This is a genomic window from Kineosphaera limosa NBRC 100340 (assembly GCF_000298215.1).
GTDB classification, from domain to species: domain Bacteria; phylum Actinomycetota; class Actinomycetes; order Actinomycetales; family Dermatophilaceae; genus Kineosphaera; species Kineosphaera limosa.
Map to the genome: position 1 here is coordinate 41,517 of NZ_BAHD01000051.1, position 10,123 is coordinate 51,639.

General features: G+C 69.8%; 11 protein-coding genes. 4 read left to right on the plus strand and 7 right to left on the minus strand.

What is annotated here, in order from left to right:
* Positions 1 to 16: 16 nt before the first annotated feature.
* The 3 genes from KILIM_RS14295 to KILIM_RS14305 are packed head-to-tail and all read right to left on the minus strand — an operon-like array spanning position 17 to position 3,929.
* Positions 17 to 844: a slipin family protein gene (locus KILIM_RS14295; protein ID WP_006593425.1), complete on the minus strand. Its 828-nt coding sequence runs from the start codon at positions 842 to 844 to the stop codon at positions 17 to 19.
* On the minus strand, positions 845 to 1,570 hold the full coding sequence (locus KILIM_RS14300) for a hypothetical protein (RefSeq protein ID WP_006593426.1): 726 nt from the start codon (positions 1,568 to 1,570) through the stop codon (positions 845 to 847). It abuts the gene before it with no gap.
* 7 nt (positions 1,571 to 1,577) lie between these two features.
* Positions 1,578 to 3,929, minus strand: coding sequence for a nitric-oxide reductase large subunit (locus KILIM_RS14305; RefSeq protein ID WP_006593427.1), 2,352 nt, complete (start codon positions 3,927 to 3,929; stop codon positions 1,578 to 1,580).
* A gap of 208 nt (positions 3,930 to 4,137) precedes the next feature.
* Between KILIM_RS14305 and KILIM_RS14310 the strand changes: the two genes are divergently transcribed.
* Complete coding sequence (locus KILIM_RS14310; RefSeq protein ID WP_006593428.1) at positions 4,138 to 4,458, plus strand: cupin domain-containing protein; 321 nt, start codon at positions 4,138 to 4,140, stop codon at positions 4,456 to 4,458.
* A 75-nt stretch (positions 4,459 to 4,533) separates the two neighbouring features.
* Here the strand turns inward: KILIM_RS14310 and KILIM_RS14315 are convergent, their stop codons facing one another.
* The 3 genes from KILIM_RS14315 to KILIM_RS14325 are packed head-to-tail and all read right to left on the minus strand — an operon-like array spanning position 4,534 to position 6,718.
* Positions 4,534 to 5,307: a hypothetical protein gene (locus KILIM_RS14315; RefSeq protein WP_006593429.1), complete on the minus strand. Its 774-nt coding sequence runs from the start codon at positions 5,305 to 5,307 to the stop codon at positions 4,534 to 4,536.
* Entirely contained in the window at positions 5,304 to 6,299 is a 996-nt protein-coding gene (locus KILIM_RS14320; protein ID WP_255247663.1) for an ATP-binding cassette domain-containing protein, read from the minus strand. The genes KILIM_RS14315 and KILIM_RS14320 overlap by 4 nt, the downstream gene beginning before the upstream one ends.
* Positions 6,296 to 6,718 (minus strand): GntR family transcriptional regulator, encoded by a 423-nt coding sequence (locus KILIM_RS14325; RefSeq protein ID WP_006593431.1) that lies wholly within the window; start codon positions 6,716 to 6,718, stop codon positions 6,296 to 6,298. The genes KILIM_RS14320 and KILIM_RS14325 overlap by 4 nt, the downstream gene beginning before the upstream one ends.
* Before the next feature lie 126 nt (positions 6,719 to 6,844).
* Between KILIM_RS14325 and KILIM_RS14330 the strand changes: the two genes are divergently transcribed.
* Together KILIM_RS14330 and KILIM_RS14335 are read left to right on the plus strand one after the other, a co-directional pair.
* The gene (locus tag KILIM_RS14330) at positions 6,845 to 8,041 is read left to right on the plus strand and encodes a Fic family protein (RefSeq protein ID WP_051988802.1); all 1,197 of its coding nucleotides are present in this window, start codon (positions 6,845 to 6,847) and stop codon (positions 8,039 to 8,041) included.
* 130 nt (positions 8,042 to 8,171) lie between these two features.
* Positions 8,172 to 9,062 (plus strand): ketopantoate reductase family protein, encoded by an 891-nt coding sequence (locus tag KILIM_RS14335; protein ID WP_006593433.1) that lies wholly within the window; start codon positions 8,172 to 8,174, stop codon positions 9,060 to 9,062.
* An 89-nt stretch (positions 9,063 to 9,151) separates the two neighbouring features.
* Here the strand turns inward: KILIM_RS14335 and KILIM_RS14340 are convergent, their stop codons facing one another.
* Complete coding sequence (locus tag KILIM_RS14340) at positions 9,152 to 9,694, minus strand: VOC family protein (RefSeq protein ID WP_006593434.1); 543 nt, start codon at positions 9,692 to 9,694, stop codon at positions 9,152 to 9,154.
* Positions 9,695 to 9,891: 197 nt separating this feature from the next.
* Between KILIM_RS14340 and KILIM_RS14345 the strand changes: the two genes are divergently transcribed.
* The coding region (locus KILIM_RS14345; RefSeq protein WP_040563479.1) for a hypothetical protein at positions 9,892 to 10,123 on the plus strand (232 nt) is incomplete at its 3' end.

A 10,123-nucleotide genomic window follows, 5' to 3' on the forward strand; every position in this document is an offset into this window, starting at 1 on the left:
ACGAAATCGGCGGCTGTCAGGGGGTGGCGGCGCTGCTCTCAGGCTCCGTGACCTGCGTCGAGGGCGGCGGGGCCGGTGCCGGGGCGGTGACGCCGAGCTTGCCGAGCAGCGGCCCGACGATGTCCATGGGCAGCGGGAAGACGACGGTGGAGTTCTGGTCGGCGCCCAGCTCCAGCAGCGTCTGCAAATACCGCAGCTGCAGGGAAGCGGGGCTGCGGCTGAGGGTGTCGGCGGCCTGGCGCAGCTCCTCGCTGGCCTGCAGCTCACCGCGGGCGTTGATGACCTTGGCCCGCCGCTCCCGCTCCGCCTCGGCCTCGCGGGCCATCGCACGCTGCATCTGCTCGGGGATCTCGACGTCCTTGATCTCCACGAGGCGCACCGTGACCCCCCACGGCTGGGTGAGGTTCTCGATGATCTCGCGCAGGGCGGCGTTGAGGTCGTCGCGGTGGGCCAGCAGCGTGTCGAGGTCCGCGCGGCCGAGCACCGAGCGCAGCGTCGTCTGGGCGATCTGGCTGGTGGCCACCGCGTAGTTCTCGACCTCCATGATCGCGGGGATCGGGTCGATGACGTTGAACAGCACGACGGCGTTGACCCGTGCCGGCACGTTGTCCTTGGTGATGACCTCCTGCGGCGGGATCGTCAACGTCACGATGCGGGTGTCCACCCGCTGCATCCGATCGACTCCCGGGATCAGCAGGTGCAGCCCCGGGTCGTACAGCGGCCGCAGCCGCCCGAGCCGAAAGACCACGCCGCGCTCGTACTGCGGCACCACCTTGATCGACAGCCACGCCAGAATCCCGATCGCGACCACGAGTGCCGCGACCGGCACGCTCCAGTAGGGCATTCAGGCTTTCCTTTGCTGGGTGGGTCGTTCGCCGGGTGTGTCGCTGGGTGTGTTGCTGAGCCGGTCGCTGCGGTAGCGGGGAGTCGGCAGCTGGGTGCCGGCGCGGCGGTGCCGCGCGAGCACGGCGTCTACGTCGGCGGTCGCGAGCGGGCCGGGCGCACCGACGGGGTCGCCGGCGCCGCTGGCCTCCTGCACGAGGTGCTGGGGAAAGCCGTCGGGGGTGTTCCACAGATGCCGTGCCAGCGGGATGCCGACCGCGGCCGTCAGGGCCAGTGCCGCGACCAGCAGGATGACGTCAGCGCCGTCGGTGGCCCCGAACAGCAGCATCACCAGCACCATCATGAGCGCGACGGCCGCGATGGCCAGGCTCACGCCGCGGTGGAACCGGCCCGCCTCGCTGTGCGGCCACGGGTCCACCTGACGGGTCAGCTCGCGCGGGCCCGGGGTGGGCGAGCACTCCGCCTTGGCCGGGCAGCGACCGCAGATCGCGTGCTGCCCGGCGTAGCGGATGACCCGCTTGTCGGGGTCGAACGAGGCCGGCCACAACCACTGGTCCTCGTGGCAGCGCCAGGCGTCGGCATCCTCGTGGTAGATGAAGTTGCCGGTGCGCCACGCCGCCGACCGCAGGGCGCTGCGGGCGCCCAACCGGTCGAAGAGGACCGCCACCACGAGCAGGCACGCCGCGTACAGGCAGACCAGCACGACCGCGGTCGAGGGCGGGCTCACGACAGGCTCACCACTTCGACTTCTTGCCGGGCTCGATCTCCGTGTAGAGCACCTGCTCGGGAAACTCCTCCACGGTCTTGCCGTGCCGGAAGTGCCGCAGCCCCTGGAAGGCGACCCACAGGAACGGGAGGCAGCCCCCGAAGATGAAGATGAGGTCGCCGGGCAACCGGCCCCACTCCAACAGCGTGTTCGTCGTGTTCGTGAGGTAACCCAGGGAGCGCGCCTCGTAATAGCCGTTGCCGACCGACTGGTACAGCTGGAGCACGCCGAGCGGCAACAGCGTCGCGAAGACCATCCACGCCAGGCCGATGTTCAGGCTCCAGAACGAGACCTTGACGAGCTTCTCGGGCCATTTGTCGCGGGGGATGAGATAGCGCAATGCGAAGATCGCCAATCCGACCCCGAGCATGCCGTAGACGCCCATCATCGCGGCGTGCCCGTGGTTGGCGGTCAGGGCCGTCCCGATTTCGTAGTAGGAGATGATCGGCAGGTTGATGAGGAAGCCGAAGACGCCCGCTCCGAGGAAGTTCCAGAAGCCGACGGCGACGAGGAACATGACCGCCCAGCGGTGCGGGAACGGCGCGTCGGTGCGCGACTCCTGCCGGGCTCCCAATTGCATGAAGGCCCACGCCTCGACTGTCAGGAACGTCAAAGGGATGACCTCCGCGGCGCTGAAGAAGGCGCCGAGCGCCATGTGCTCGACCGGAGTGCCGGAGAAGTACAGGTGGTGCATCGTGCCGATGACGCCGCCCAAGGAGTAAAGAATGATGTCGAGGAAGATGATGCCGAGCGCGATCTTCTCCCGCACGACCCCGAGCATCACGAAGATGTAGGCGACCATGACGGTCGTGAACAACTCGAGGAAGTCCTCGACCCACAGGTGCACGACCCAGAACCGCCAGAACTCCGCCACCGTCAGGTGCGAATCCGTGCGGGCCAGCAGGCCGACCGCGTAGAAGGCGGGAATCGCCAACGCGGCGAAGAAGAACATCCACGGCATGTTGCCCTTGGACTCGCCCTTCAGGCGCGAGCGGATGCCGCGGTAGATGATGGCGATCCAGATGAACAGGCCTGCAGTGAGCAGCACCTGGAAGACGCGCGGCAGGTCCAGGTACTCCCACTGCTGCGCGAACAGCGGACCCTTGGCCCACGAGACTCCGTGGATCGAGAGGGCCTCGGCGGCCAGGGATCCGAAGACGACGAAGGCGACGGCGCCGAGCAGGATGTAGGCCAGCACGTGCTGGTACTTCGGCTCCTTCTTGGCGATGAACGGGGTGAGGAAGATGCCGGCCGCCAGGAAGGACGCGGCGGTCCAGAACAACGACAGTTGCAAGTGCCAGGTGCGCGCGAGGTTGAAGGGCAGCAGGTCGACGATGAAGTCGAGACCGAAGAAGCTGCTGATGTCGGCGCGATAGTGCTCCGCGAGGGCGCCGAGCAGAGTTTGGATGAGGAAGAGCAGGGCGACCACGAAGAAGAACCACGCCGTGGCCCGTTGCGATCGGGTCAACCCGACCTCCCCGGGTTGCCGGAAGTGGATGGTCGGTGCCTCTTCGGAATGCCAGCCGATCTTGCGACTCCACCGCCCATAGATCGCGAACAGCAGGCCGGTGCCGCCGATGAGCGCGATCAGCGAGAGCGTCGACCAGACGATGAGGTCGGCCGTCGGGTGGTTGTCGACGCGCGGCTCCATGGGCCAGTTGTTGGTGTAGCTGTAGTCGTGGCCCGGGCGTTGTGCGGCGCTGGCCCAGGCGGTCCAGGAGAAGAACGCCGTGAGTTGCCGGATCTGCGTCGGGTCGGTGATCGCGTCGGCTTTGAGGCCATTGCTGCGGGCTTGGGGGCCGAAGAAGTTCGTGTAGTGGGCGACGAGTTGCTCGTAGGCCGCGATTTGCGACGGGGTGTAGACGAGATCACCGGAGGCGGGATCGAAGCGGTTCGCGCGGAACTCGCTGATGACCGTCCCGCGCGGGTCCTGCACCCCTTGGGTGCGGTATTGCCCTTCGACGTACTCGGTCGAGCGGCGCAGGTAATCGGCGGTGAAGTCGGGGCCCAGGTAGCCGCCGTGGCCCATGATCGAGCCGTACTGCATGAGGCCGCGGGCCTGGAACAGCTCTTGACCGGCGGTGATGTCGGCGCCGGTGAAGACGGTCCGGCCGTCCTGGGCAACGACCTTGGTGGGCATCGGCATCGAGGCCGTGTAGGTGCGGTAGGCCAGGATGCCCATGACGAAGAAGCCGAAGATCATGACGAGGGCGACGGCCTGCACCCAGCCCTTGCCGATGAGCATCTGGCTGCGGTCGCCGCCGCCGGCCGAGCCGTTCGAGTCCTGTGCGCCGGGCCGCAGGTCCGGTGAGCTAGCCATGGCTGCCCTGCCTCTCGTTGCGCGTCGGGTCGCCCGAGTCGAGGGCGAATTAACCCGATACCGTCCGTACTAAGCGACGGAAACCTAGCATCCAAACGGTTCTTTGCGCAGAGTTGTGTGGCAGTCCGTCGCCGAACTGAAACAAAGGCGTGCGTCGGTGCGGTCCCAGCGGGGCGGGCCCGACGCTGGAGCGAGGAGTTGAGTACGAATGGCTATCGAACACAGCAGTTTTCGCACAGGGGTGACGGGTGAGGTGCCGATCGAGGCGGGCGGCCGCCAGACGAGCGTCGTCGTCAGCGAGCCGGGGGTGCGGGTCGTGCACTTCGCCCTCGACACGCAGCAGGGGCTCACGGAGCACTCCGCCCCCAAGAACGCCATCGTGCAGGTGCTCGCCGGCGCCATCGCCTTCACCCTCGAAGGGCAGACGCAGACGCTGTCTGTCGGCGACCTGGTCGTCATGGCCCCCGGCGCCCGCCACGCCCTCGTCGCCGTCGAGCCCTCCCGGTTCTCGCTCACCCTCATCGACTGAACGAGTGCGTCGGCGGCGACACGACGAGCGCCCCCGTTCGTGCCGGGGGCGCTCGTCGGTGATGGCGGCAGGGGCTCAGGCGCGCGGGCTGCGGATGGGGATGCGCCGCGCCTGCAGATGGATCGCGACGAGCGCGGCGCCGACCAGGGCGAGGCCGACGAGCGCGCCGGCGACGCCACTGCCCGGACCAGTCAACCAGCTGACCGGGAGGCCTTCGATGCGGATGACCGCGGGCACGAACATGGTGGCCGTGTCGAAGGCGAACAGGCCGCCGAGCAGGAGCGGCGACAGCGTCAGCGGCAGCAGGAACGTCGCGACCGTGCCGAGGCGCACGTAGCTCAGGCCGACGACCAGGCCCGTGAGGGCGGCGAGGAAGAGCAGCAGGAAGAGTCCCCAAAGGTAGGGCAGCAGCGGCGCCTGCGTCGCCAGCACCCGCCCCGAGTCGGCACCGGCGCTCCAGCCGAGCAGGCCGTAGATCCAGCGCTCCGCGAACAGCAGGACGACCAGGCCCAGGGCGCCGAGTGCCGCACCCCCGGCCGCCGCGACGACCGCGGCCTTCACGAAGCTGCGGCGCGGCAGCCCGGCGACCACGTGCGGGCCGAGCCAGCTGGTGCAGTAGTGGATCGCGACGCCGAAGAGGAACCAGGGCGCCGCCTGCTGGGCGAACTGCAGCGCCGAGATCGTCGGGGTCGTGCTGCGGGCGACGACGGTCAGCACGACGGCGGCGATGACGGCCGCCGCGAGCAGGAAGCAGCCGAGGATGATCACGTAGCCCCAGACCTGCCAGCCGGCCAGGCGCAGCCAGCGGGTAGTGCCGGAGGTCGTGCGGGTCGGGGTGGTGGCGGTCATGACAGTGCCTCCGGATCGGACGTGGCTGTGTTGCCGGACGTGTTGCCGGCCGTCGGGTCGGCCGTGAGATGGATGAAGAGGTCCTGCAGCGGCGCCGCGCTGACCTCCAGGCCGGCGCGCTCGGCATCGGCCAGCAGCCGTTCGTCGAGCTCGCCGTAGGCCGTGATCTGCCGAGTCGGGCCGAGGTCGCGCATGGCGACCACGGACAGCTGGCGGCCCAGCGCGTCGACCGCGGCGACCGGGCCGGTGATCGTCACCCCGCGGCGGCGCACGTCGTCGGCCTCCGCCGACAGCAGCAGCCGTCCGTGGTGCAGCACGGTCACGGTCTCCAGCAGGTGTTCGATCTCGCTGATCAGGTGGCTGGACAGGATGATCGTGCGCGGGTGCTCGACCACGTCGGCGATGAGCAGGTCGGTGAACAGCTGCCGCGTGGGTGCGTCCATGCCCAGGTGCACCTCGTCGAACATCGTCAGCGGCGCCCGGGCGGCCAGCCCGAGGATCGCGTTGGCTGCGGAGCGCTGGCCGCGGGAGAGCTTGTCCGGCTTGGCGTCCGGGCTCAGTCCGAATTGGGTCACCAGGTGACCGGCCCAGTCGCGGTCGAAGGTCGGGCGAATCGCCGCGTGCAGGTCGAGGTTCCAGCTCAGCGTCTCGTCGCCGACGGTGTTGCCGCCCTCGCGAATGAGGCTGATCTGGCTCATCCGCTCCTCGTCCTCGAACGGATCGCGACCGCCCACCTCGACGACTCCGCCTCCGGAGGGCAGTAGCGAGGCCAGGATGGACAGCAGCGTCGTCTTGCCGGCGCCGTTGCGGCCGAGCAGTCCGTGGATGCGGCCCGCGCCGAGGTCGAGGTCGAGGTCATCGAGGGCGCGGGTCTTGCCGTAGCGCAGGCTCAGGTCGCGGGTGTGAACGTCGAGCCCGCTCGGGTCGGCACCGGAGCCGCCGCTGCCCCCGGTCTGCGATCGGCCGGTGTGGGGCTGGGTCATTGTCGTCATCGTCCTCTCCCGGTTGCGCTGGCTTGCGTGGATAGCTCTTGCGTGGATAGCTGTGGGGTGGAGTCGCTCAGCGTGTACTCGACGTGCTCGACGATCTCCGCGGTGCTCAGGCCGAGGCGGCGGGCTTCGTGCAGCACGGGGTCCAGGCGGTCGGCGAAGAACGTGCCGCGCCGCTGCCCGCGCAGCCGGTCGGCGGCTCCGTCAGCGACGAACATCCCGATGCCGCGCCGCTTGAGGAGCACGCCCTCGTCGACGAGCTCGGCGAAGGCCTTGGCGGCGGTCGCCGGGTTGATGCGGAAGGTCGTGGCGTACTGCGTCGTCGACATCACCTGGTCGCCGTCGGTGAGGGCCCCGGAGAGCACCTCGCCGCGGATCGACTCCGCGATCTGCACGTAGATCGGCTCGCGCCCGTCGAACATGCTCGGCTCCTTCAGTGGTTCATTACATGACTAATGAACCACTGAACCGAAGAGGTGTCAAGAGAAGGCTCCACTGTGGGGAGCGTTACGAAAGGCTAGGTACTTAGCCTTTCGTATGATGGGATCATGGAAAGGGATACGTGGCCTGCTGCGGGCTCACGAACGCTCCACTGGCGCCCGGTCGAGTCGGCGATGACCGTCTCGCGGCGTCGGCTCGCCGCGGCAACAGGGCCGTACGAGGTAGCGGTGCTGCCGAACATCGCGCCCTCGCCCGTCGCTCTGCCGTCCCGCCTGATGGCCGAGACCGAAGAGGCGACCCGGGCGATGGCCTCCTTCGATGCCGTCGCCGGCCGCACGCTGACGCCGTACAACTCCCTCCTGCTGCGCTCGGAGTCGGCCGCCTCCAGCCGCATCGAGAACCTCACGGCGTCGGCGCGCGCCATCGCCGAAGCCGAGATCGGGGAGAACGCCAAGGTCAATCCCACGATGATCCTGGGCAACGTGCGAGCGATGGAGGCGGCCCTGGCGGCTTCCGACACTCTCGCCGACGATGCGCTCGGCGCGATCCTGGCGATGCACCGGGCTCTCATGCAGGGATCATGGCCGGCCATCGCGGGGCGGCTGCGCCTCCAGCAGGTATGGATCGGAGGCTCCGCCCTCGGGCCCGTCGGTGCCGAGTTCGTGCCTCCGCAGCCGGAGGATGTGCCCCCGGCCATGGCGGACCTGGCCCGGTTTCTGGCCCGCGACGACCTGCCGCCGCTGGTGCACGCGGCCTTGGCGCATGCCCAATTCGAGACCATCCACCCGTTCGCGGACGGCAACGGGCGGACCGGCCGGGCGCTGCTGCATGCGCACCTGCGGCACAGCGGCGTGACCACGCACGTGACGGTGCCCATCTCTGCGGGGCTGCTCGTGGAACGGGACCGCTACTTCGCGGCCCTCACGGCGTACCGGCAGGGAGACCCCGAGCCGATCGTCGCCTGCGTGGCGCGCGCGGCCCTGGCTGCAGTCGAGTCCGCCACGGTGCTGCTCGACGAGCTCGCCGCAGTGCGGACGAACTGGGCGAGCACGATTCGTGCGCGCAGCGACTCGGCCATCTGGCGGACGCTCGACGTGCTGGTGCGCCGCCCGGTCGTGACCGCCGACGTGCTCGCCGCCGACCTGGGTGCATCGACCGTCACCGCGCGGGTGCATCTGCGCGACCTCGTGGCGGCCGGCGTCGTTCGAGAATCCACCGGCAGGTCACGCAATCGGGTCTGGCGGGCGCCCGACATCCTGGAGGTCCTCGATGCCTACGCCCAGCGGGTCGGTCGGCGCTGTTAGCCCGCCGCAACCACCGGCCGGTCAGGGTGCCCGGGCCTTCGGCCACCCGAGTAGCGTGCGGGTTGCGGGCGGCCCGTTGGCGGTCGCCTCGGCGCCAACGGCAGTCACAGCGAGCGACAGGGGGATTCGGATGCGAATCGGGGTCATGGGAGCCGGCGCGGTCGGGTGCTACTACGGCGGGATGCTGGCCCGGGCCGGGCACGACGTCACCCTCGTGGGGCGTTCCGCGCACGTCGAGGCGATGCGCGAGGGGCTGCGGGTGCAGACCGCGTCACTCGACGAGTTGGTGCCGGTGCAGGCCGCCACCGACGCCGCGGCGCTCGCCGACTGCGACCTCGTGCTGGTCGCGGTGAAATCGGGCGACTCGACCACCGCGGCCCGCGAGCTCGCGGGGCAGCTGCGGCCTGAGGCGCTCGTGTTGAGCCTGCAGAACGGCGTCGACAACGCCGATCGCCTTGCCGCCGAACTGCCCGGCCAGCAGGTCGAACCCGTCGTCGTCTACGTCGCCACCGAGATGGCCGGCCCCGGTCACGTGCGACACCACGGTCGCGGTGATCTGGCCGTCGCGCCGAGCGCCGCGCGGGTCGTGCCGCTGTTCGAAGAGGCCGGCATCCCCGTGGCGATCGGTGACGTGCGCGCCGCCCTGTGGGGCAAGCTCGTCGCCAACTGCGCCTGGAACGCACTCTCCGCGATCACCGATCGTCCCTACGGCTGGTTGGCCGAGGTCGACGGGGTGCCCCAGACGCTCGCGGACATCGTCGCCGAATGCCGGGCGGTCGCTGCGGCCGACGGCGTCGAGTTCGCGGCCGAGCAGCTTGCGTCGGTGGCCTCGCTCGCCACCTCGATGCCGGCGCAGCGCTCCTCGACCGCGCAAGACCTGGCCCGGCGCCGGCCCACCGAGATCGACCACCTCAACGGGTACGTCGTGCGCCGCGGCGCCGACCTGGGCGTGCCGACGCCCGTCAATGCGCTGCTGGTCACCCTCGTGCGCGCCCTGGAACGCAAGGGCACCGAAGCCTGAACCCCAGTCCCGGATTACAGTGTTCGTTTTTGCGCGGTCTGGTGAGCAAAAACGAACACTCTATTCTCTGGCAGGCGTCGCGAGCGGCCTCAGCCGGCGCGGGTCGGCCCGGTCTGGCCGGGTACAGAGCCGTCCGCGGGGATCGGCGGCAGCTTGGCGGCGCGCTCATCGATGATTTCGGCGGCTTCGGTCTGCTGATCGGCGGAATCGCGGGCGGCCTGGCGCGCGGCGTGCTCGGCCTCTTGCAGGCGGCGCTCCTCCGCGGTGGTCAGCTGGCGCGCCGAGAGCAGCTGGTAGAAGCCCAGGGCGTTGCCCCAGTTGTCGGAGAAGTTGGCGAACGCCACGACCTCGGGCACCCGCACGATCTCGCCGATCGGCACCTGGGCCTGGGCCATGCGTCCCACCGCCTCGTCGATGTCGCGCACCTCGAACCGCATGCGGGCGTTGTTGGCGCCGGGCCGATCGTGCCCGGTGGACAGCTGCAGCCACGTGCCGGGGCAGATCTGCCACTCGAGAAAGTCGTCCATCGGGGCGGTGTCGGGGCCGCGCCCGAACACGCGCGTGTAGAAGTCGAGGACGTCGTCGATGTCACCGGCGTTGATGGCGATCGTCATCCCGAGCAGCTGTGCCATAGCAGCCAGGGTAAGCCAGAGGCAGGGCCTCGTGATTCGGTCGATCGACCAAGAAAGCGCAGGTCGGAGGCGGCTGAGGCCTAACCGGGGCCCTCCTGCGGCCGCGCGGCGACGAAGGCGGGCACGGCGGAGCCAGATTCACGACGATTCGCGCTGGCCCGGTCGATAGGGGGGCAGCGGTGCGAAGGGGGTGGGCCATGCAGCTGCCCAACGCGGTGATCGTCGGAACGGTCGCGGCGCTCCTCATGCTGTGCGCGCACGTGGGTGTTTTCGTGGCACGCCGCCGCGCCCGGCAGGCCGGCGAACCGGAGTCGCCGATGCCGGCGCTGGCGGCCATCGGCGTCGGCGTGCTGGCGCTGGCCGCAGTCATCGCACGGCTCATGGAGTCCGCGACGCTGGCCGACGTGCTCTTCCTGCTCGGTGTCGCGG

Bases quoted from the DNA above. Each gene is read 5' to 3' on its own strand.
- KILIM_RS14295 (WP_006593425.1), bottom strand. From the start codon at position 844: ATGCCCTACTGGAGCGTGCCGGTCGCGGCACTCGTGGTCGCGATCGGG.
- KILIM_RS14305 (WP_006593427.1), bottom strand. From the start codon at position 3,929: ATGGCTAGCTCACCGGACCTGCGGCCCGGCGCACAGGACTCGAACGGC.
- KILIM_RS14310 (WP_006593428.1), top strand. From the start codon at position 4,138: ATGGCTATCGAACACAGCAGTTTTCGCACAGGGGTGACGGGTGAGGTG.
- KILIM_RS14315 (WP_006593429.1), bottom strand. From the start codon at position 5,307: ATGACCGCCACCACCCCGACCCGCACGACCTCCGGCACTACCCGCTGG.
- KILIM_RS14320 (WP_255247663.1), bottom strand. From the start codon at position 6,299: ATGACGACAATGACCCAGCCCCACACCGGCCGATCGCAGACCGGGGGC.
- KILIM_RS14325 (WP_006593431.1), bottom strand. From the start codon at position 6,718: ATGTTCGACGGGCGCGAGCCGATCTACGTGCAGATCGCGGAGTCGATC.
- KILIM_RS14330 (WP_051988802.1), top strand. From the start codon at position 6,845: ATGGAAAGGGATACGTGGCCTGCTGCGGGCTCACGAACGCTCCACTGG.
- KILIM_RS14335 (WP_006593433.1), top strand. From the start codon at position 8,172: ATGCGAATCGGGGTCATGGGAGCCGGCGCGGTCGGGTGCTACTACGGC.
- KILIM_RS14340 (WP_006593434.1), bottom strand. From the start codon at position 9,694: ATGGCACAGCTGCTCGGGATGACGATCGCCATCAACGCCGGTGACATC.